Raw genomic sequence first — 20,212 nt, 5'->3', positions numbered from 1 at the left:
GGCATTCGATTTTTATTTTTCAGGGGCGAGAACAACATGTTAGCCGTCCTGGAAAAAGCGTGCAAAGTTGCAGCGGGGCAGGGAGACGCGTAATCGATCACATCAGATACGAGGTGGGGAGAAATTCGCGCTTACGATTGGTCTAATCCGAAAGTCGCCTAAATACGACGTGAACCTGGACCTCGTCCGCCAAATCCGCTTCGCGAAAAACGCAGTGGCTTCGTTTCGTCACAGAGCGAACACAAAGTTCATCTTACGCTGCGGGGACATTGACTACATCTCAAGGAGGAACGACGCGGCATCACGAACCGCTTCCACGCCGAGCACGCTGACCGCGTGCCGCGGGCATGGTTGGCGGTAGCGCGCAGAGCGTACGCTACCGCCGTGGTTCCCTTGTCGACGTCGGCGAACGAAATGCCATCAAACGACATGCAAGTGAGAGACACAGGCGTACAGACCGACTGGCACGACCCGCTGCCGGGCGGTAACGCATCCGAACCGGGCAGCGTTACCCAATCCGCGCCGCGCGACGCACGCCCCTCGCCGCCCGCAGCATTGCAAGGCCTGCCATCGACCAACAGCGCAGCACGCCAGTCCGTGGATCGCACGAGCACGCAACGCAGGCAATTCGTCCGCGCCAGCACCGGAGACGCCAGTGCCCTGCCCGGCTATGCGCGCGCGACACAATCCAGCCAGAACCGCAGCGCGCAACAATTGCAGCAGATTCGAGTGCGTCACCAGCGACAGCATTCGATCGCGGCAGCCGAAGCGCGCGAGGCCAGGGAAGAAAGCGAGGCCGGCGGCGAGGCGCGCGGCTCGGATGCGACACCGAAACCGCGCTACGTCAGCGCCGAGGTCCAGACCGGCATCATCCCCCACCACGATATCCACAATCATTCGATCGGCCCTGGCTATTCGCATACGCAGATCGAGGATTTCACGAAAACGCTTGCGCAGAACGCCTATTCGCAGCTGCAATACTTCGACAAGGCCGGCGTCAAGCGATTCGTCTGGGCCCCCATTCCCACGGTCATCGTGCACGGGAAGGTCATGCTGCTCGACCCTTGTGGCAACCATGATCACGAGCATGACCATGCCCACGGCGCGGGAGGCGAAGGATCATCTTCAACGGCGGCCGTCGGTTCGGACAGCACGGCACCGCAGCCTCACGGTGCGACGCATGCCGATGGCAAGCCAAAGATCGCCACCAGCACGTACTATATGAATGAGGAATACCGCGGCGGGAAGGATATGACTGGCGAAGCCTTCGACCGAATCACGTCGACGGGCGTACAAGCCTACAACACAAGCGTGGATTGGCAGGTAGGGAAGGCGCACGAGGAACTCGCCCGCGAGCATCCAGAAGCAGCGAAGCGGATCTATCCGTCCATCACCGGCGTCAATCTCGCGGACGCGAACTCCGTGCACTATGTGTTGCGTCTCAAAAAAGAATTCCCCAACCGTTTTTTTATCGTCGGGGAAGCCACGTCGTACAAGGAGTTTGTCGACAAGCAGAACGTCAATTACAAGCATATCGATTTCAGTCCCGAAGCGCCGTTGAACGATTTACTGCGTTTCCTGGGTCGCGCAGGCATGCCGTTTGAATGGCACTGCGACTCCAGCGACGCCGAGCGATGTATCAAGGAAGGAATGCCGGGGCAGGGCGAGCATCGGGCGGGAATCGAGGCGATGGTCGAACGCCACGGCAATACCTCCTTTATCCACGCGCACGTGGGTGGCCTCGGGAAATACGGGCCGCCGGGCGACGATCACGAAGAATGGATCGACGCAATGATGACCAAGCATCCCCATTACAAGGTGGATATTTCGTGGGACGTCGTCGCGGAAAACTATTCACCCCACTCGCGGTTGCCCGACAATCACCCGGGCAAACCGGCCGACGAAGCAGCGCGCAAGGCGCGTATCGAACGACTGGCCACGGTCATTCGCAAACACCCGGACCGCTTCATCATGGGTAGCGATGCCCTGGTGACGCGCAACCCGGAATCCATCTCGGCGACATACAACTTGTATGCGAATCGGCCGGGCGGCGGCATGGATCCCGCTGGCAAGCTCGGGTTGTTCGACTACCTGCCGCCGAAGATCCTGACGAAGGTGTTGAGCGGGAATTTCGAGACGGTTCTGGACAAGGCGGAAGCAGATGGCCGTCGCTACGAAGCGGAGGTCATGCCGGAGGATATGCGCTCGATGCAGGCGGAGATCGTCCAGAACAGTCGGACGCCGAACGTGTGGCCTGCAGTGTAGACCCCCGCCGCGTCACACGCCTCGACATCGACCGAAACAGAAAACGTCTGATTTACCGGCGTATCGGCGTATCGGCGCGGCGTTCACCGCGCGCCGTTTCTCAAATCAAAACGGCTCCCTCGGGCGGGACTGCGTTGATTGGGTTCTGTCGCAATAAGTGAGTTTGGTATTTTGAAGACCTCTAACCCACCCCTGAAAATACCCCCCAGGTACTCCCGGAACGTACGGGAATGAAAACCCCTCGGAAGCTAGGCCTGTCGGGGGTTTCGCGTATTTCTTTGGAACACGCTGGAATGATCTATGGTCCCCCGACAGAATTCACAAAGTCTTATATTTCGAGTTTTTTGGGATATTTTTATATTTGTGCCCCGAAAAATGCCCCTACAACATCGTGATACGTTAGACCTTTGTCATGAAACGTCACGCATATTCGATGACTTTCTGCGCTCCTAGTTGTGCGCTGGCGACAGGGAAAAAGCGCATGTGATACGTGTCCGCCTCTTGCTCAATCTCGCGTATATTCCGCCGCATTGCGTCAATTTGTCGCCCAGATAGCGTTGGATCCTCTTCGCTAGGCACGCCGAAAATTAAGCCAGCAAATGGAATCTGCGAATATTCCTTTGCGCGGGTCATTTCCCACAACTTCGCTCGAGCGTCGCGCACTCCCGCCGGTTGTCGAACTGCAGAAAGAACACCGAAGTGCAGGATTGATCTTGGACTAACATAGCCGAACTTTGTCCTTTCACCGCCCTCGATAAGCACAGCCGACTGTCCGAAATTGAGTTCTAGATCGGGACGTTGAGCTATGACTCTACTGCGCACCTCAGTGGCGAATCGCTGATTTCCTTCGTCCTGTGTTGGCGCATCCTCAGCCGATAGATCGTCCAGCTTATCTAAATTTGTGAGGCTCGAATACAGCAGAGCCGCGGTGCGAAGAGCATCCGCAAAAGTCGAGGCGTGTGTATGCCGAAGAGGTCCTGCGTGAAGCCCGTAGAGGCTAGGTATCGAACCAGATTTCAATGTTTCAGGGCCGAGGGCTGAGAGCGTTTCCAATCCGGTATTAATCAGATTTTTTGCGCCGACCGATGCTTTCCCGTATAGGCTGTCGAGCACATCATCACGTATGAAACGGCGCCAGAGCACGGCCCCATCCCATTCGACTACGGCGCCGATCATTAATCTTTCTCCCGTTCCTAGAACTGGCTCCCAAAATACCGGTCGCCAGTAAGCGTTTGGAGAAAGCGTTTCCGCAGTCATGATTGGGCAATTCCGGAAAGAAGATCGGTTGGCTTGGGAAAACGATCAATTATACGCGCTGCCAAACCTCTTAGTCGATCTTGGACATATTCGATGCTTGATGTGAAGCTGATACCCGGAGCCGGATGCAAATTTTGCAGGACAGTTTGATCTAACGCGAACGCCGCAGCAACGCCTTTACGTTCCATATCCTCCGCTAGTCCGAGCAGCTTAGAGAATTCCGCTATCAGATTGACATTTTGGGGGTACAAACCCATTGAGCGCTCGTGATCTATGTACGAATGATCGATGCCATCCCACAGGAAGTTACCTAAGTTGCGGTCGGCGTTCGCTATTACTTCGTCAGCAGCCATCGCGGTTGGAATATCCTCCCATCCACAAACTATGGAAGCGCAAATTTTTGCAAGAATTTCCTTTTGATCAGCCGGTAAATCATCAGACCAGCCGAGACGTTGCTTTAGATTGGGATAGCCAGCATCCATGCTGGCATATAAGAGATCGCTACCGTGTCTCAGCAAAATGGGTTCCGGAGAGGGTAGGTTCCAAGCACGAAATAGCATTCCGCTAAAGCACTCAGCAATGATCGCATTTAGGGGTATTCGCTTAACGATTGCTGCATACTGAACCCCATCGACAATTATGATCGCACGGGTAGCTGCGTTTATTCCCTCTCCAACGGGAGTTTCTGTGTTTGGCATCAAAGTGCCAGCGCGGAGTTGCATTGCTTCCATCTCGCTCAGTGATTACGTGACAGAACGATATAAAAAATCTCGGGCGTAAAATTCATTCTGCCTGGGACAGTTCAGCTACGTGCAAACCAAGCGGGGACTTTCGAGTTCGCTTCGCGTAGATTTGGCAGCATGTATCCACAAAACTGGTTCGCTGCGTCGATCGCACTCATTTCGTCTGGGATCCGGTCGCTGGCCCATAAAACATCTCTCAACGTGCCGGTGACGCCCGTTGCCGAAAAGATGTGTCGGTTTTCCTCGGCTGTCGCGGGGTTGAGGCTCAGATTGATCGCGTTTGAAAGCATAATCGTCTGAACTGCCCATAGAAATTGGTCTTGCTTGGACATGTGTCGAGAGTTCCCGTGTAAATATAGTCTTTCCGTATCACCACTGCGGCTACCGATGTCCCGCCTCACCCGCGTAAGGGTTCGTGTTTCGGACGCGGAATAATTGTTGTATTGCGTGCTGTCAGGTGAACTTCGGTGGTACGAATTAACGTACGTGCCGTTGGAGTGCGTGTACCCGCTGACTGTCGTGTCGTTCGAGGAAGTGCCGCCCAGGCGTTTCCGCTGTTTTGCTGGCCGTAATACTGCGCATGTGCAGACGAGGCGAGTAGCGGTAGCGATATCCCGATCAGTGCTTTCATCGTCTTCCCCTTGGTGGTCTAATTGTGCTTGTTAGGCAACTTTCTGTAATGTTTGCAAATTAAACACAATATGAATGCCGAATCAAGTAAATAGTGAATTGGTAAAAAATGGCTGTTTTGAATAGTCGTTTTATTAATTCTCTGAATGATCAGATTCCCGTATTTTGATTCTTCTTGATCAGTCAATTTGAGTGTTGTGAGGATATGCAATCAAACAAAGAGATCACGGTCAAGCGGGCGTCTTTGTACGAGGAAGTCTGGACTGACCCGGTAATAATAGTCGCTAAACGATATGGACTATCAGACAACGGCCTAAGGAAGATTTTTAAAAACTTGGTGTGCCGATGCCGCCTGTCGGTTATTGGGCGCGGTTGCGAGCAGGGCAGAAAATAAAGAGGCCGTCCCTACGCGCACACAAAGGGATCGAGACATTAACGGCGAACCCAGCCCTTAGTACTTTCCGCAGCCAAAGTTCACCGGCTGTGCTGCCCCAGGAGAAAGCCATTCGAGACGAAGAACGTCGTGGTGCCAACCGGTTCGTTGTGGATATCAATGCGCCGTTTAAGAACAAACTTGTCAGCAAAGTCGCGAAGCGGCTCAAGCTATTCGATAAATCACACGAAGAGCGCGAATCCGTGTCGGGACGCGTGCAACTTCGCGCGGACCTGATAGGCAAGAAGATGCGTGGCGGATTGATTCATCCAGGGAGGGAGTATCTGCCGATTTTCGTCACGCCAGAGACGCGCCGGCGAGCCTTGGCAATTGCGGAGATGACGGTAAAGAATTTCTAGAATTTATCCGTAAAAACATTCGTGGAATTAGCGACGGCTCTGCGTTATAGGTAATGACTAAAGCGAAAGGGGTAAATTAATGCGACGACGGATGATAGTAGAGGGAGACTCTACGACCAATGGTGGACATGTGCTTGAAGGACATTCCACTATGAAGATCAACGAGCGGCAACTGGCTTTTCATGGAGCGACGGTTGCGTGCCCTAAATGTCGGACGACCGGCCATATCGGCGCGGTTGGTCCGTACCTCCCCAAAACGAACCCTAGCGGTAAGCAAGTCGCCTTGGAAGGCGATGTCTGTCTTTGCAATTGCAATCCACCACCTCGATTGATAGCCTCTCAACAGCTAATGTCGATGACGATAGAGGGCGAAGGGCTTGCTCAGTGTGCTTCGACGCTAGGTGTTTCGGCCGCGGCCGCGAAGACGCTGGGCATGTGGGATTACATCGCTTTCCATATTCCCGATGCGCCCGATACATCCGGTTTGAACTGCACTGCCTATTTCAACGACGGATCTGTTAGACAAGGAGCCTTCGACGAAAAAAATCGAGTTGTCTTCCATGCGCCTTCTGGACGCATTTGTGACCGTGTCGAGATCAATACTGTCACGGAGGCAACGGGCCTCTGGGTGAACGCCTTCATCGCTAATCTATCAACCTGAATTCAATGACCGAAGCGATTGCACAAAACCCCCCGACCTTTTCCGACAGCTACGCTGTGAATCAGCAACATCAGTTAACAGGCGTGCTTGAGCAAGCGTTGGCAGACTTCCAGAGTGCGGCAGAAATGGTCGCCCTCAACTCGATTACCGATAACAAGGTAAGAGGTGAATATATGCGCCAGATTGGCGAGATCCCGAAGCTTGTCCGCGCCGAGGTGAGTTCGGGGCGAGTTGGCTTACAGGAGGGGGTAGCGTTTGCGCAGACTATGCGCAATCAGGTTATGGCCGAAGCTCGGGCCGCCACAAGCGCACAGGGCCTTGCTATTGCGGAGAGAAAGAAAAAAGAAGGCCTGAGTGAACGATTCCTGCTCGAAAAATACAGCATCCAAGTGCAGAATCCGACTGCAAAGCCTCCCGCTGTAATCGCGCAAGCAACCGCGATCGACCGCGGCGATTCACCTAGTGTGTATAAGCAGCTAACATCTGAGCAGAAAAGCAAAGTACATTATGCCGTGATAGATGCTGCGGGAAGAGATAGTGCCAAGTTCTCTAATTTTTGTCGCCAGTTTGCTACCGCAGGCAAAGTCTTCACAGCAATGACCGCGATCTTGTCGATCTACAGTATTGCAACAGCGAAAGATAAGATTGGGGAAATAAATCGACAAGCGGCGCGGATGGATGGTGCTATGTTAGGCGGCCTATTAGGGGGTGCCGCTTCTGTATTCTGTGGTCCGGGTCAGCCTATTTGCGCTTTTGTATTTATTTCGGTCGGTGGTGCAATAGGGACCGAAATCGGGGAACGGACCAACGAGTGGTATCAGGACGAATTACGCGAGTTCATGAAATGGCAGATCAACTAGATTCTGAGGAACGTTTCGTATGTTGGTATGCAATGTCGGAGGCTTTTGTAGATAACGAAGTGGATTACGACGCAATCGGTCACACACTCGTAGAAAGTTGTCCAAGTTATTCAGATATGCAGCTAAAGGAGATCTTTTTTTCGGAAGTTGCGCCCGTTGTTGGCGGAAACGTTTTTGGGGCGGCTGGCGTGTGGACTGGATTCGACCCTACGTGGCTGCGTAAAGAGATATCGGAGAGGCTACGAAAACGACAGGAATCGAGCGTCGAATTCGTTAGAACTTCTTTTGGGAATCTCTGCAGCAAAGTGTTTCTAAGGACGTTCTGGAAGGATATCGAAGCCGCAATAGCGCGCAAGCGGGCTGAGCTCGGAATTTCTTCGCCGTAAGCCCCTAGTCCTCTTTTGGCACAAGTTTTAACTAACCTTTAGGAACCGCGCGCGGCGGGATTTGGTCACCACGCATTTCCAACGTCAACGCGCTTATGGACGCTCTCGTCGTCAATAGTGTCGGCGCCACTGCCCGGATCGGGGCGCGTCGTGTCCCGTTAGGCCTGCAACACTTACCCACGCGGACCCGCCCCGTTACATGGAAACGGCATAAAATCGTTTCATGTGACGGGGAATCACATGCTAACAACATTGAATGACCGTGTACGCGCGCATCGTCGGAATCTTCGCGCCTTCGGGCTGCGTCCGATCCAGATTTGGGTACCCGACACGCGACCCGCGGGATTTGCCGAGGAATGTATCCGGCAATCACAGGTGGTTGCGCACAGCACTTCGGAACAGGAATTGACCGAGTTCGTCGAAAGCGCCTCTGAGGACGAATGGGAATGAAGCGCGGCAGTATCATTACTGTCGCGTTGGAAGGGTGTTTTGATAAGGCACGACCAGCGCTAGCTATTCAATCTGATTTATTCGCGCGACATCCAAGTGTCGCGGTAATGGCCCTGTAGAGCAAGCTTATTGACGCGCCGTTGCTGCGCGTCACTGTGCAACCATCGGACGCAAGCAGCTTGCGCATGCAATCGCAAATCGCGGTAGACAAGATTTTCATCGTGCGTAGAGAAAAAATCGGCATGATGATTGGTCAACTCGAAGACGATGTCTTGGTGGCCGTTAATCGCTCGCGGTTGGTATTCCTGGGGGTGGTGTGAGGCTGTCCGAGCGCAGCGCATGTTCCGTCTTTACCGCCCACGCCTGAGCTTCACCCTTAGTCCGAAAGTTCGCCGATTCGCTGATATTCTGTGCGCGATTTTTGATCCGTATCTGCACGCGCCAGCCGTTCGCCGGCCTAGTAAAAGTCGCCACCGTCCCCCGAAACTTATTGGTACAAATCGCGGTGCAATTCCGGTGCAAAGATTAGCGTAAACAGTGGTTTAACTGTGTGAGTGTGCGGAGGAGATTAAATTGAAAAGCAGCCGCAAGCTGTTGAAAAGCGAGAAAATTTGGAAAAAAGAGGGACGTTTCGGGACCAACCAAGGGAAGTGATTGGTCCCCCGACAGCTATCACATTAATCATGCAATACATTGATTTTTAATGAGTGTGTGATGGTGCGATTTAAAATGTACCCCCAAAAGTACCCCCAGATGATGCTTGCTTGGCCTCATGCTGGTGCATCTCCGACGGAAGGCGGGGCGGTGTTGGGTAATTTGTCCTAGCGTTGTGCCGGTGAGACGGTGGTATGGTCCGTTGCGCGAGGACGTGCGAAGTAGCGAGAGTCGTTCAGCAACGCCGCCGCGTAGTCCGGCACCGCGTCATTCTGCATCGCGTGCATGAATGTTGTGTCGGCCGCTATCGAGCCGGGGAAGTGGTAGCGCACGCCGCCGACCGCTACAGATCGGGGACCGGGGAGGTCGACGATTCCACAGCCGTGGCGCATGGCGCTGTCTCAACGAGAGTTATGCACCTGAGTGACATCGGGGAGATAAAGGTTCCGATGGCAGAGACGAGGCTCAGATCCTAGAAAACTCATTTGTATCGAAACGATGCTATCCAATCCCGCCAAATGGCCGGCGCGCGATAGTGGCGGTCAATCTCGCCTTCAACACGCTCATATATCGAGCCGAGCTCTGTTAGCAGAGCGATCATTCCTACATAGAGATTACGGATTGCGGCCGCATTTTGGTCGTTCCAATCGCCTCGGTGAAGTGCTTGGACATCTTCTAGGAGTGAGTTCACGACAATGTAATACCGTGGGACGAGAAAAGGTAGATTGCCATGGAGCGATCCAAGCTTTCCAACATTCGCTCGATAGATCTCAACGTAATCTTTCGAGGCACTAAGCTTAAATATCTGAGCGGGCTGGCCAGCATCAATTGCCGCAACATGAGATATGAGAGCGTTGGCATAGTCGCGTGCGCTGACGATATCTTGGATTGCTCCCATCGAGCCCTGGAACGAAAGTGCGAGCGACTTTGATTTTCTCCGCCCTTTGAACCACTCTAGGCCAAACGACGACGCGATGCCAATTGCGCCGCCGGCTAGGGTTCCCCATAACGCGTCCGACATTCGATATGCTCCTCATTTCTTATTAGTGCACCCACCTGGCCAGATACCGCCACGTCGCCTCCAGATCCGCCGCCGCTCCATGCTCGGCAAAGTGCAGCATCCGGTCGCGATGCTCTGGCGTCCAATGCTGGCAGGCCGATGCTTCCACCGCCAGCCGCGCTATCTCGGTCCGTAGCGTCGCTTCCCGTTCACCGATCAAGTGCCGTAGCGCCGTAGCGTAATAGCCAGTCGGTCGCGCCAGGCTTGCGTAGGCGGCCATCAGGTCGTTTAGGTTCACTTGCATGGTGCGTCCCTCGTTTCGAGTCGCTAGGCGTCCGGGTGAGTCGTGATTTGATCGAGGGGCTTGATCGCCGGATTGGTTGCAGCGAGAACTTTGATATTGGCTCCTCCCAATTTCCGCGCAAACTCATCATCGATCACGCCGCCAAAATCCTCTACATGGACTTCCAGGGGGAGCGCGTTTTCGACTAATGGCTTCACGCGGCTGGCGTCTAACGAATACGACACAAAAGACTGCTCGTCATCGTTCCAAAACACCACTACACATTGGGATGGCCTTGGCTTCTGCATATCAATAACCTCTGCATTGTTGGTAATTTTCAAAGGCGCGCTGCTTACACAGGGCATAGACGCGAACGTTTCCGCCATACATAGCACGGTAGGCTTGGCAGCTAACCATGTCCGCGTCATATTGCGCATGACACTCGGCCTCTTGCTGCTCGCTCACGCCACGGGCCGCAAGCTGCTGGACGGGGGCTGGCGCGGCCTCGGCGCTGTCGCCAACCTTGACGGCCAATTTCTGGTGAACGGCCACCAGTTCGGGAAGCTTGGCGCATTTGCACAGGCACAGGTCACCACTTAGCGCGATCTGTCGTCCTGATATGGTCATCGGCAAGCGAGGGCCGTTCGCGATGATCTGGCCGGTTGTCTTGCAGGCTGGGCAGTAGACCGGATCTCCAATTAAAGCGGTCCCTTTACCGAAGGCCCCGTGCAATTGTTGCTCGGTGGTCAGCACCGTTCCATCCGTGGATGTCTTGTCGCCAACGTGGATGACGTATCGGGTCACCATATGTGCAGAAAGGGTTGTTGTACCGATTCGTATACTACCCGCCGCCGCATCGTGGTCAACAGGATCGCCTCTCCAGCGCCCGTTACGCGCGCACGCGCGTACTGCTCGCAAATGATGATGTGCGCCCCGTCGTCTCTATACGCCCGCCCGCGCGTTTTATGGACTCAAGAAATTGCCGATGTGCCGCAGGGTTCAGCTATGACCCCGCAGAGATTTCCTCAAATGGAGGAAAAGTCGATAGGTGCTTAGTCTCACATCCTCAAACTGAGGGTGTGAATATCCACCGTTGGTGGAAAAGTCCGCACATCTACGGCAGGTGGAGACGGCCGGCCTGGGCGCCAGACCTGGCCATCAGTACCTCCTTGCATGGGGGTGTGTTTCCACGCGCGGTCACCCGACGCCGATCAGGTGCCCCACCTGCTTACGCTCAGCCTCGCTCAACATCGCGAGCCGCCGCTGAGCATAGAACCAGTCAAACGTCAGTCGCCGAACCTCCTTGGGCGTCGATCCTCCCCGCTTGAAGCGCTCCCGCAGACTCGATTCATCGACGCCATACTCCCGCGCCAGAGAGCGCACTGATTCGCCTTGCACGGCACGCGCAAAAGCCTCGAATACCTGAATCTCGGTCATTTTCATGGGATTGAATCTGCGGGGTTATGCGGGGTCGCTAGGGCTGGCTGCCGTTTGAAGGGGGGGGCGTTTTACTACCCCCTTGCAATCTCACTTGCGTGTACGGCCGCCTAGAGGGTAAGCCTCGTCCAGCGCCGCCATGATGCGGCGCACCTGTCGCTTAGCTTCGGCCAACTCCTTCCGGTATTGCGGATCGCCTCGACCACGCCGCATAGCGTTCAATGACGACACGGACTTTCCATTGTCGGTTGTTGGCCCTGTCGATTGCTCCCATGGTTTCCATCTTCTAATGGCTTCCGCTTGCTTTGCGCGCCGCTGCGGTGTCCAGCCGTTGGCCATATTGACTCCATTAGTTCGTTGTCTCGGCTATCAATCTAAATTCAGCTAAAGAGCGTGTTTTCTGCGAATATCAGATAGACCAGGATCAGCGAATCATGCCGGCACTGCCTGGAGCATATAGCGGATGCTGACTGGGCTATGCAGCTGCAACAGCTGTACGATCTGCCACGCGATCGTGTGCGGCATGTAGTTCACGATAATGCGACCTTGCGGGTCGATGATCTGATACAGGGTCTGTGCGTCTGCCATGATTACCTCTGAATTTGGGGTGCCGGCCACGATGGCTGAGTAGGCCTCCTGCCGGCTGTCGGGGTTTTTTCTGCGAGCGGCACTCACCGACTAATCCGCTGATCACATCACTTCGGAAAAACACCGGCCGCGGCACCAAGGAGCTTGAGGAGTGCGCCCGCCGGTTGTCAGGGTTTTACGGACTGCGGCACTCGCTGACTAATCCGCGTACTGCTATGTCCGCCAGAAACTATCGAGCCCAGAACTTCCGGTGGATCTCGTTCAAATCTGCCGGTGCGGGCTTGCCGCTGGGGTACGGATCGGTGACGGTATTTTTGGCAATGCCAGGGTGATTTGAAGCCGCACGGTCGCCGGTTTTTGCATTGCTTGTTCGTTTGGCACCTGCGCAGGTTGCGCTCTGCGACGGGCTGACGATTAACGCGTCGCAAGTGAATTTGCTTACCGTTTTGCTCATTTCAGGGCCCCCAGTTGCGCATTGGCATTGTTGGTGAGCGCGTCGCTGAAAGCACTCCATTTACGACCGGCGGCGGACTCATCCATTTGCAGCGCCGCGTTCACCGCATTGGTGGCCTTCTGGGAAATCGGGACACCGCGGTACCGAAGCGCGGAGATATGCGCCTGAACGAGAGAAGTCTCTTGCTTGAGCTCATAGAGCCATTCCGCGAGTGTTTCCGCCTCGCTGCGCATGATGGCCTTGATAGCCGCGCCGCGCGCCGCTTCAGCCTCGCCAATTTCCTTTTTGAACGCGGTCGATTCCTTTTCCAGGTGATCGACGGCGGCGTGCGCAGTGTCGCGTCGTGCCTCAGCATCCAGGATGGCACTGCGATTGAACTCGTTGCTACGGTCATCGCTCACCTCGCCGGACCGGAGCGCGTGGGCCAATCGTTCGCCGTCGATCGCAATTGCCTTGTCACGAGCGTTGGTCAGTGCATCCAGCTCTGATTGGCGCACGGTCAAAAGTTCGCGCGCGCGACTCAATGCAGTCTGGATCTGCTCTTCCGTGGTTGATGCGGTTTGATGCCGGTCGATCGCCAGCTTCAGCGCTTCGCGCTCGCTACCCGGCTCGATGGCGGTCAACAAGGCAGCCTCTGCCGCCTCTCTGATAGCCGCTGCGGCGTGCGGCGGAATCTCGGGAGCCGGCTCGTTATCCGGTTTGGTATGGAAGCCTGCGAACGGCCCGCTCGTCACCATCGCATCGAGCATGGCATTCGCCTGGTTATGCGTCAGACCCGTGTGATGTACTTTCCCCTCGCGGTCGACGACGCGCCAAGTCTGTGTGGTGTTGCCGAGTGCTGCGCCGATCATGTGTTGCCCCTATCTCGTTCGACTGCTGATTTGTCGAAGAATAGGGCGGGTGGCCTGGGGTGTCATTTGTGTAACCCAAGCGGGTTTTGCAAATGTCAGGCTTCGCCGGCGGCTCTATGGATGGCGTCGAGTTCGTCCTTCATCTCGTAGTACCAGGTCATCAGTGCTTCTGGCTGGATCACTTCGCCGTTGAAGCGATGCCAGCGACCGATATGGGCGTTTCGTTCGGCTATCTCATTAATGAACTCCGCGGCTTGCCAGCACGCTTCCTCGACCGCGGCGCCGTTCTGCACGCCCTGGCGCACGAGATCAGCGGCGAGGCGCTTGTCCATGTGCGGCCGCTTACGCCTGCCCGGGCGCTTGAGATTTAGGGCAGTATCGGCGTCACATTGACGGCGAGCAACGCGGTAAAGAGCATCGGAGAGATACTGCCTGACGAAATCAGGGATTGGGCGCGGGTTCGAGGGGGCAAGGATATAGGCCATCACGGACAGAACATCCTGTGCGGCGCCGACGTCCCCGTCGTTGGCCCGCTTCAGCATGTCGGAGAGGCTGTCGGTTAGCAGAAGTGCGGCAACCTTCGAATAGTCTGATTCGCTCAAAGTGCCTCGCTCGCGTCCCTGGCGCGCATGATGGTTTGTCGTGTCGTGCCGAAATCACGGGCGATCTGTGACACCGTGACGCCAGCGGCGAGGCGATCAGTGACCTCGACTTTCTGAGCCATCGTCAGGGCGCCAGGCCGCCCCATTTTCTTTCCCTGCGCCTTGGCGCGCGCCAATCCCGCCTGCGTGCGCTCAATGAGCAAATCCCGTTCAAACTCAGCGACCGCGCACAAAACCTGCATCGTCATTTTGCCGGCGGCGCTGGTCAGGTCGACGCCGCCGAGTGCCAAGCAGTGAACGCGCACGCCGATACTTGCAAGTCGCTCGATCGTGTAACGCACGTCTAGGGCGTTGCGCCCCAGCCGGTCAAGCTTGGTCACGATCAGAACATCGCCCGATTCGAGCCGGTCGAGCAGCTTGGCGAAACCCGCGCGCTCTGCTGCAGCGATGGAGCCGCTAATGCTCTCTGTGACGATGCGACGCTTATCGACGGAGAACCCAGCGGCCTCTATCTCATGCAGCTGATTGTCGGTGGTCTGGTCCGCGGTGCTGACGCGGGCATAGATGAAGGTGCGGGACATGTCAGATACCTAACAAGGTGTACGAAAGTGGTGTACGAATATTTAAACATGTCCGTAACTGCTTTGCACTAATTTTCGTACACCTGTTTCCAGGTATGTCCTAAACCGGTCGTTTTCGGACGAATCGGTCGGTATTTTTGATGGCAGACTAGCGTGGCTAAGGTCGATGAAGGAGGTGAAATGATTGATCCGAATGATTTGCGCGGTTTGGCAGAAGCAATAAGAAACGTTGGCCCGATTTTGAAAACGCTACTGGGGCCTGCGACCAGGCAATTCGGCCTGCTGCTGGGTGACCGAATCGAGGATTGGCGGGCGGAGCGTGCGGCAAAGATCATCGAAAAAAGTCGCGATCGCCTTCCTGTTCCGATCGACGGAAGGCCGATAGCAAAAGAAAGGGTTTTATATCAATTGTTGGACGCCGGATCGTGGGCGGATGACGATTTGATGCAGGGGCTCTGGTCCGGATTGCTAGTTTCGTCTTGTAGCGCTGAGGGCGGAAATGACACGAACTTGCCGTTGATTCGATTGTTGGGGCAGCTAACCCGCGGTCAGGCGTTGCTGCTAGAAAAAGTGATGGCCGAGGTGAGAATTTTGGATGGTATTGAGGCGCTCACAGCGGACCGAACGCTTGGTTATTCCGTCGATGATTTATTGCAGGTCATGGAGCTGAAGATACCCGCTGATGTGCGCGCAGCGATCACTGGTCTGGCCACAATGGGCTTGCTTGAAAACGATCCTATGATTGCGGCACATCCAGGACGAATCATTCCCACCTCGATGGCGTTTTATTTTTATGCTCGGATCAAAGGGTTCTCAGGTGATCCCGCCGATTTCTTTGAGAAAACTAGTCCGAGCCAGGGCTGATTGACGACGTGTACCTCCAAACGGCATCGCAAACTATATCCTGCGGTGAGAGCGGTCAAGGGAATTGGCTCTGTTCCGCGACTGCACGACGTGCTCGCGGAAGTAGTGGAGATTCGGCATCAGGTCGGACACCGGGCCGTCGATCGCCTGGCGCAGGACTTCGTACAGATCGTTGTCTACCCAACCCTCCAACCCGGCAATCTCCTCGATAAGATCAAGTAGCTCAGTGCGTCGACGGTGAAACTCTTCGACCGTCATGGGGGCGCACCAAGGCATAAATCTGGCACCGCTCTCCGGGTGCTCCGGGTGCTGCAGGAGGTCGATGATTGCCTCCTTGTCAGCGCGCACCTGGTCGAGTAGGTCGCGTGGCACTCCCCTCGGCGAGATTATCAAAGTGTCCCCGGTCTCCTTTATGCGGATGGAAAACCCTTCGCGGTGCAAACGCTCAAGCGTATCTAGAGCTGACACGTCACACCTCCTGACCGTTGTCGAGCTGCGAAGATGTTGAAGATTCCACCGAAGATGTCACTCCCGTGGCGATGTCTTCTTCGGAATCTTCGGCAGAAATGTCCCCTTCGACGCCCTTATTTTTACCGAAGGGGACATCGATTCCCGAAGGGGACATCGCCACGGGAGTGAGAATCTTCGTGTCCACTTCGTTCGCTGTCCGCTTCGGTAACGCCCACTCCCAGCCATCTTTCATGCCGATCTTCCGCCGGTCGACGCCCATACGGGTTGCCGCACGCTGCAATGTTTTCCATTGGAAGCCAGCGCCGTCGGCATCCCTTTTTAGCTCGCTTGCTCTCTTTGGTCCGTCTGCGAGCATTCCCGCTAAAAAGTCTTGCGCCTCTTCCTGGTCTGTTTTCTCTTCGTCGTCGAACGCCTCGACGTCGCCCAGGATGTCACGCGCGCTGCCCTCGACGAGCTCGCCCCAGACAACCCGGCTTGCCTCGATGCCACTGGCGTCTACCTGCTCCAGCGTGTAGGAAATTCCGCCGTCGTCTGGCGCGATATTTGACTTCGCGCGAGCCAGGATGCGCCGCTCTGCCGCATCATCCTTCGCGGCCACCAAGACCATTCGGGCGAGGGCGACGAACGCCTGAGAGCCGATAACGCGCTCCGCCGGGCTCGTCCCCTTTCCGCCCTTGGCGAAGTGACTGATGCCAAGCACGGCGCATCGGTAGGCGCCCGCCATGTCGACCAAGGCCTGCAGATCCCGGCGCACATCGTTGACCCGGTGCGCATCGCCGGCGACCGCCGAGACGATAGGGTCCAGAATCAGAAGCGTGGCGCCTCCCATCTGCGCCAGGCGCTCGCCAAGAAGACCGATATCGCGCGCTGGGTCAAACGGCAGGATTTCGCCCTCCGGACCGGCCACGTTGCTGATGAAGTGAATGCGTTTCAGGTCAGCGCCGGCGGCGATCAGCCGCGGTACCAATGTATCGGCGGGGTTGTCCTCGCTTGACCACATCAACACCGTGCCGGCACCGGTGTTCGGAGCGCCGTCCGGCCATACATTGCCCTTAGATACCATCGCAGCCAGAGACAGCGCGATGGTGGTCTTGCCGGTGCCGGGAGACCCAGCCAATAGCGTCAGCTTCCCCGCTGGCAGCCAGTATCGCCAAAGCCACGATATCGCCTCTGGAACGACGTCTGAGGCGCACGTCAGCAGCACGCGAGAGGTTTGCGTAACCGGTGCGGTCGGCTTTATCGCAGCCAGGGCTTTGCGGACGACTTTCTGCCGCTCGTTCACGTCAGCAATCGCGTCGAGGTCAATGTCCTTCAAGTAGTCGGTATCGCTCATAGCGCTCCATTGCGTGCTTGCTCGTTCAGCCACGCACGCGCGCCGCAAACGACATGTTCAGTTACCCATTCGCGGTGCCGTGTCCATGCGGCCGGGCCCATGGCCCGTTCGCACCGTTGCAGCTCCCGCTCGATCATCCGATTGACGCGCGCCTTGAGGTCGGTGGCTTTGAGATTTGGGATCGTCATTTCTGCACCTTGACACCGTGCCTATCGACCCACTTTGCCAAGCTCTCTACGTCTGATGTCATAGATCGACATGCGTACTCAGCGACGTTCATAAGTGCCAACATAGTGAAACGGCTGACGGGAGGTTCCATCGGATCGCCCGAGTCACGCTCCCCGTACGCGTCTTCGCGAACAGCGTTCGCCTGATACATAGCGAGAAGTTCTCCGACCCCCGACGAGACAAGCGCCATCTTATGCAGCTGCCGCAGCAGCGGCTCTGCGTTGGAAAGATTGCCGCACTCAGCCGCTTCGATGGCCGCTTTGGAGAAGTGAGACCAGTCTTCGTTTAGGAAATTTTTCTGGTTATCCATGACGCACCTCCGAACGGGAGACGCCGCAAAACGCAATTTCGCGTTCTGCTGACGAATCAGCAGCTTGCAGCCGTGCAATGCGCATCAAGGCGTCCCCGGCCACGTCGAGGAGTTCGTGGTCAGTGCGGGCTAGAGCGGCATCGCGGATTGCTTTGATGCAGATTGACCGGATATCGCTTGTCTCAAAAATCGAGAACGAGCGGCGCGGGATACGCTCATGTCCGAGATCGTCAGCGACGCTGGGCTTGTCGTGCCAGCGGACGGAGACCGACTTGTCGCCATAGACGCGCGTGACAGTGCCAATGCGGCCGGCCTGGTGCGTGCTGATGACATCGCCAATGGATGGCGTGCCGTGGATATCAGCGGTAGCCGTCGAGTCGGCCAGAAAGCGCGAGACGCCTTGAGCGTTCGCTACCTCGGGCAGACTGGGATACGAGAACTTTTTGGATTGCGTTTGCTCAGAACGAGCGAGGTCTTTGCCATGCATGGCTTTGCTCCTAGTCGAGACTGACGGCCTTCTTTTGAGGAAGGTGGGCGGGAGCTCAAAACCGCGACTAGACGGCGGGCATATTCCCCTTACGGGTCTTGTATTAGCCGCACTCCCGCCCGTAGGCGCAAAACCATTGGGCGAAATTATAGCCACATTCTTTCGGGGTGGCTGGACCGCTAGTCGAGGTGTTTTGAGCACCGTGAAATCAGAATAGACCACTGGGTTTACGGTCGTCAAGAGGATTTCGCTCATGCGCCCCTCCACTTGCCGGGATGCAACGCATACACGCCGACGCTATGCAGGTTGCCGGCCTCCGTCTCGCGCAAGAGCCGATGCGTCAGGATGTTCATTCCCTGGCCATGCCGTAGCTCGTGTATACGGGCGGCTGGCATTAGCACGTCGAGGTGGCGGCGAGCTTCGAGCGTGGTGATAGGGCCTAGCTTTTGAAGGGCGGTAACAAGGCGGGCGCGTTGCGCGACGCTTTCGTTACCAGGGATGGCCTTCATGATTGCAGCCAGTTGGGCATCGCGGTTCATGATCATCCCTCAGCCCGGTAGGTAGATGGGCTGGCGAGGAACGCTTCGATGTCACCTGCGCGCCAGCCTACCGAGCGCACGCCCAGCCGGATCGGCGCGGGAAAGGTCTTGCGTTTGATTCGATCGTAAATGGTGGAGGTAGAAAGGCCGGTGGCCGTCTTGACTTGCGGACGGCGCAGGATCGTCTGCGCCATGTTGATTTGCTCGGTCATTCTCGCGTCTCACTGAAATCCCCCGGAACACACCGGAGTACGTGAGGCCATTCTGAAAATCCGAACAAATCAAAGATATCGCGTCCGCTGGCACGCGTGCCACGTCAGGCGGTAGACGTACCCTGTTTGCTAGCAGACGGGGTATAGCCAGCCTTCTTCAGCCATGTGCCAATTGTGGTTTCAGCTTGATCGCGGCTCATACTCACGCCATCGATGGTGGCGGCAAACGTCAAGACATCTTCCTTAATTCCTAGAACCGCTTGCCGTCGACTTGGGTAGCTCTTTTGCTTTGCAAGGTCTATGGCGTATTCGCGAACAGGATCAAGCTTCTTGTCTTTCGCGCTCGCGCCGTTCGTGGCGTCACGCCGCCGTATCTCGTCTGAAATCTTCATGCTGATAGCAGCTATGCGTGTCGATAGGTCGTCGCCATCGCTCGCTAGCGCCTCCAGGTCGGATAGGGAAAGCGACGACAACTTATCGAGTGAATTTTCCAGTACGGCAAGGCGGCGAGAATAAGCCGAGGCGGCATGAAGAAACGTGTAGCGTAGCCGCTCGTATCTAGCGTGCTGCACCTTCATTTTGACGTCATTCGTATATGAGCCCGGCTTCCCCCACCACTTAACACTTTCCTTTGCTGCGTCCTCGAACGCATGAAAGCTCTCGGCCACGTCGGTGTCTTTCTGCACCAAATTTGCGATGACCATGGGGATTAGATCCCACCTTTTACCAGTGACAATCTGGGCTAGCCGTTGCTCGTCAATAATGTGAGCAGGCAACCCCCTGGTTTCCAAAACGACCACCAATGCAGAAAATGTGTCAGCGCGGAGGATGAGACTGTCACGCAATCTCGTTCTATGTTCACGCAACAGGCGTCGCCGCAGCGCTTTCATCTCTTGGTAGGCGGGATCGGGCGGCAGATCCACCTTTTTGATTTTCTTAGCAGCCCGACGACGAACCGCCAACCCTTTGGCGGCCAGATTCTCGTCATTTCGACGTCGGATCAGGACTTCGTCCAGCGCCTGCGTCATTGTTTTACCATTTACCGCGAGCAACCTTGCTGCTTGCAATACCGGAATCGGTTTCGCATACGGCACTACCCAGACGTTTTTTTGCGTCCCCATCTACGCCCCCTCAGACGCCCCTTGCGAATGTGGGGTCGTGCCAGCACGGCAAGGGAACCGTGTTTTCGGGGATCAGCCTAGGCGCGACCTTTTAGCCGTTGTTCCGCGTCGGAACTCCCTGGATTGTACTGGATATAACTACAGGTGAACGGT

31 protein-coding genes are annotated in these 20,212 nt (G+C 56.0%); 8 read left to right on the top strand and 23 right to left on the bottom strand.

The annotated features are described in order from the left end of the window. Positions 1-414 precede the first annotated feature (414 nt). Entirely contained in the window at positions 415-2,265 is a 1,851-nt protein-coding gene (locus WM40_RS17415; protein ID WP_162199091.1) for an amidohydrolase family protein, read from the top strand. Positions 2,266-2,685: 420 nt separating this feature from the next. Here WM40_RS17415 and WM40_RS17410 read toward each other — a convergent pair whose 3' ends face one another. The 3 genes from WM40_RS17410 to WM40_RS17400 all read right to left on the bottom strand — a co-directional run bounded on the left by WM40_RS17410 (position 2,686) and on the right by WM40_RS17400 (position 4,597). Continuing rightward, positions 2,686-3,441 (bottom strand): hypothetical protein, encoded by a 756-nt coding sequence (locus tag WM40_RS17410; protein ID WP_046153505.1) that lies wholly within the window; start codon positions 3,439-3,441, stop codon positions 2,686-2,688. Positions 3,442-3,518: 77 nt separating this feature from the next. Beyond that, entirely contained in the window at positions 3,519-4,253 is a 735-nt protein-coding gene (locus WM40_RS17405) for a hypothetical protein (protein WP_046153504.1), read from the bottom strand. A 71-nt stretch (positions 4,254-4,324) separates the two neighbouring features. Further along, positions 4,325-4,597: a hypothetical protein gene (locus WM40_RS17400; RefSeq protein ID WP_046153503.1), complete on the bottom strand. Its 273-nt coding sequence runs from the start codon at positions 4,595-4,597 to the stop codon at positions 4,325-4,327. Between the two features lie 781 nt (positions 4,598-5,378). Here WM40_RS17400 and WM40_RS17395 point away from each other — a divergent pair. The 6 genes from WM40_RS17395 (at position 5,379) to WM40_RS31540 (ending at position 8,364) form a co-directional block, all read left to right on the top strand. After that, complete coding sequence (locus tag WM40_RS17395; RefSeq protein ID WP_046153502.1) at positions 5,379-5,687, top strand: hypothetical protein; 309 nt, start codon at positions 5,379-5,381, stop codon at positions 5,685-5,687. Positions 5,688-5,766: 79 nt separating this feature from the next. Further along, positions 5,767-6,348, top strand: a complete 582-nt coding sequence (locus WM40_RS28870) for a PAAR domain-containing protein (protein WP_082102898.1) — start codon at positions 5,767-5,769, stop codon at positions 6,346-6,348. 5 nt (positions 6,349-6,353) lie between these two features. Beyond that, entirely contained in the window at positions 6,354-7,208 is an 855-nt protein-coding gene (locus WM40_RS17385; protein WP_046153500.1) for a hypothetical protein, read from the top strand. Then, on the top strand, positions 7,193-7,594 hold the full coding sequence (locus WM40_RS32760) for a DUF7079 family protein (RefSeq protein WP_046153499.1): 402 nt from the start codon (positions 7,193-7,195) through the stop codon (positions 7,592-7,594). Before WM40_RS17385 ends, WM40_RS32760 begins: the two co-directional genes overlap by 16 nt. Positions 7,595-7,834: 240 nt before the next feature. Continuing rightward, positions 7,835-8,044: an antitoxin MazE family protein gene (locus tag WM40_RS17375; protein WP_046153498.1), complete on the top strand. Its 210-nt coding sequence runs from the start codon at positions 7,835-7,837 to the stop codon at positions 8,042-8,044. 140 nt (positions 8,045-8,184) lie between these two features. After that, positions 8,185-8,364, top strand: a complete 180-nt coding sequence (locus WM40_RS31540; RefSeq protein WP_269083096.1) for a type II toxin-antitoxin system PemK/MazF family toxin — start codon at positions 8,185-8,187, stop codon at positions 8,362-8,364. Between the two features lie 501 nt (positions 8,365-8,865). Here the strand turns inward: WM40_RS31540 and WM40_RS17365 are convergent. The 12 genes from WM40_RS17365 to WM40_RS17320 all read right to left on the bottom strand — a co-directional run bounded on the left by WM40_RS17365 (position 8,866) and on the right by WM40_RS17320 (position 14,494). After that, positions 8,866-9,090 carry a hypothetical protein gene (locus WM40_RS17365; protein ID WP_046153497.1) on the bottom strand — a complete coding sequence of 75 codons (225 nt, stop codon included), beginning with the start codon at positions 9,088-9,090 and terminating at the stop codon, positions 8,866-8,868. Positions 9,091-9,179: 89 nt separating this feature from the next. Then, positions 9,180-9,719 (bottom strand): hypothetical protein, encoded by a 540-nt coding sequence (locus tag WM40_RS17360; protein ID WP_024901573.1) that lies wholly within the window; start codon positions 9,717-9,719, stop codon positions 9,180-9,182. Positions 9,720-9,741: 22 nt separating this feature from the next. After that, positions 9,742-10,002, bottom strand: coding sequence for a hypothetical protein (locus WM40_RS17355; RefSeq protein ID WP_046153496.1), 261 nt, complete (start codon positions 10,000-10,002; stop codon positions 9,742-9,744). Positions 10,003-10,025: 23 nt separating this feature from the next. Further along, on the bottom strand, positions 10,026-10,322 hold the full coding sequence (locus WM40_RS17350; protein WP_157685837.1) for a hypothetical protein: 297 nt from the start codon (positions 10,320-10,322) through the stop codon (positions 10,026-10,028). Then, positions 10,291-10,788, bottom strand: coding sequence for a PAAR domain-containing protein (locus WM40_RS31535; RefSeq protein ID WP_269083095.1), 498 nt, complete (start codon positions 10,786-10,788; stop codon positions 10,291-10,293). Before WM40_RS31535 ends, WM40_RS17350 begins: the two co-directional genes overlap by 32 nt. A gap of 390 nt (positions 10,789-11,178) precedes the next feature. Next, positions 11,179-11,424 (bottom strand): helix-turn-helix domain-containing protein, encoded by a 246-nt coding sequence (locus tag WM40_RS17340; RefSeq protein WP_046153494.1) that lies wholly within the window; start codon positions 11,422-11,424, stop codon positions 11,179-11,181. A gap of 84 nt (positions 11,425-11,508) precedes the next feature. Further along, positions 11,509-11,757, bottom strand: coding sequence for a hypothetical protein (locus WM40_RS28865; protein WP_082102896.1), 249 nt, complete (start codon positions 11,755-11,757; stop codon positions 11,509-11,511). Positions 11,758-11,850: 93 nt separating this feature from the next. Further along, positions 11,851-12,006 (bottom strand): hypothetical protein, encoded by a 156-nt coding sequence (locus WM40_RS30210; protein WP_157685836.1) that lies wholly within the window; start codon positions 12,004-12,006, stop codon positions 11,851-11,853. Positions 12,007-12,235: 229 nt separating this feature from the next. Continuing rightward, complete coding sequence (locus WM40_RS17335) at positions 12,236-12,460, bottom strand: hypothetical protein (RefSeq protein WP_046153493.1); 225 nt, start codon at positions 12,458-12,460, stop codon at positions 12,236-12,238. Then, entirely contained in the window at positions 12,457-13,209 is a 753-nt protein-coding gene (locus WM40_RS17330) for a hypothetical protein (RefSeq protein WP_157685835.1), read from the bottom strand. Before WM40_RS17330 ends, WM40_RS17335 begins: the two co-directional genes overlap by 4 nt. 197 nt (positions 13,210-13,406) lie before the next feature. Further along, complete coding sequence (locus WM40_RS17325; RefSeq protein ID WP_157685834.1) at positions 13,407-13,913, bottom strand: hypothetical protein; 507 nt, start codon at positions 13,911-13,913, stop codon at positions 13,407-13,409. Beyond that, positions 13,910-14,494 (bottom strand): recombinase family protein, encoded by a 585-nt coding sequence (locus WM40_RS17320; RefSeq protein ID WP_046153490.1) that lies wholly within the window; start codon positions 14,492-14,494, stop codon positions 13,910-13,912. Before WM40_RS17320 ends, WM40_RS17325 begins: the two co-directional genes overlap by 4 nt. A 180-nt stretch (positions 14,495-14,674) precedes the next feature. Between WM40_RS17320 and WM40_RS17315 the strand changes: the two genes are divergently transcribed. Beyond that, entirely contained in the window at positions 14,675-15,358 is a 684-nt protein-coding gene (locus WM40_RS17315) for an Abi-alpha family protein (protein WP_157685833.1), read from the top strand. A 33-nt stretch (positions 15,359-15,391) separates the two neighbouring features. Here the strand turns inward: WM40_RS17315 and WM40_RS28045 are convergent, their stop codons facing one another. From WM40_RS28045 to WM40_RS28040, 8 genes are all read right to left on the bottom strand, one after another. Next, a complete protein-coding gene (locus WM40_RS28045) occupies positions 15,392-15,826 on the bottom strand; it encodes a hypothetical protein (protein ID WP_157685832.1) in 435 nt (144 codons plus the stop codon). A gap of 1 nt (position 15,827) precedes the next feature. Further along, positions 15,828-17,162 (bottom strand): AAA family ATPase, encoded by a 1,335-nt coding sequence (locus WM40_RS17305; protein ID WP_082102893.1) that lies wholly within the window; start codon positions 17,160-17,162, stop codon positions 15,828-15,830. Beyond that, the gene (locus WM40_RS17300) at positions 17,159-17,350 is read right to left on the bottom strand and encodes a hypothetical protein (protein ID WP_046153488.1); all 192 of its coding nucleotides are present in this window, start codon (positions 17,348-17,350) and stop codon (positions 17,159-17,161) included. The genes WM40_RS17305 and WM40_RS17300 overlap by 4 nt, the downstream gene beginning before the upstream one ends. Beyond that, positions 17,347-17,700 carry a hypothetical protein gene (locus WM40_RS17295; RefSeq protein ID WP_046153487.1) on the bottom strand — a complete coding sequence of 118 codons (354 nt, stop codon included), beginning with the start codon at positions 17,698-17,700 and terminating at the stop codon, positions 17,347-17,349. Before WM40_RS17295 ends, WM40_RS17300 begins: the two co-directional genes overlap by 4 nt. Continuing rightward, complete coding sequence (locus WM40_RS17290; protein WP_046153486.1) at positions 17,693-18,187, bottom strand: hypothetical protein; 495 nt, start codon at positions 18,185-18,187, stop codon at positions 17,693-17,695. The genes WM40_RS17295 and WM40_RS17290 overlap by 8 nt, the downstream gene beginning before the upstream one ends. Positions 18,188-18,438: 251 nt before the next feature. After that, the gene (locus WM40_RS17285; protein WP_046153530.1) at positions 18,439-18,726 is read right to left on the bottom strand and encodes a helix-turn-helix domain-containing protein; all 288 of its coding nucleotides are present in this window, start codon (positions 18,724-18,726) and stop codon (positions 18,439-18,441) included. A 2-nt stretch (positions 18,727-18,728) separates the two neighbouring features. Further along, a complete protein-coding gene (locus tag WM40_RS17280; protein ID WP_046153485.1) occupies positions 18,729-18,938 on the bottom strand; it encodes a helix-turn-helix transcriptional regulator in 210 nt (69 codons plus the stop codon). A 104-nt stretch (positions 18,939-19,042) separates the two neighbouring features. Next, a complete protein-coding gene (locus WM40_RS28040; RefSeq protein WP_052738383.1) occupies positions 19,043-20,059 on the bottom strand; it encodes a hypothetical protein in 1,017 nt (338 codons plus the stop codon). Between the last annotated feature and the right edge of the window lie 153 nt (positions 20,060-20,212).

This window comes from Robbsia andropogonis (genome assembly GCF_000970345.1).
Classification (GTDB): Bacteria; Pseudomonadota; Gammaproteobacteria; order Burkholderiales; family Burkholderiaceae; genus Robbsia; species Robbsia andropogonis.
Note: the sequence above shows the minus strand (reverse complement) of the source record. Positions and strands in the feature narration are given on the sequence as shown.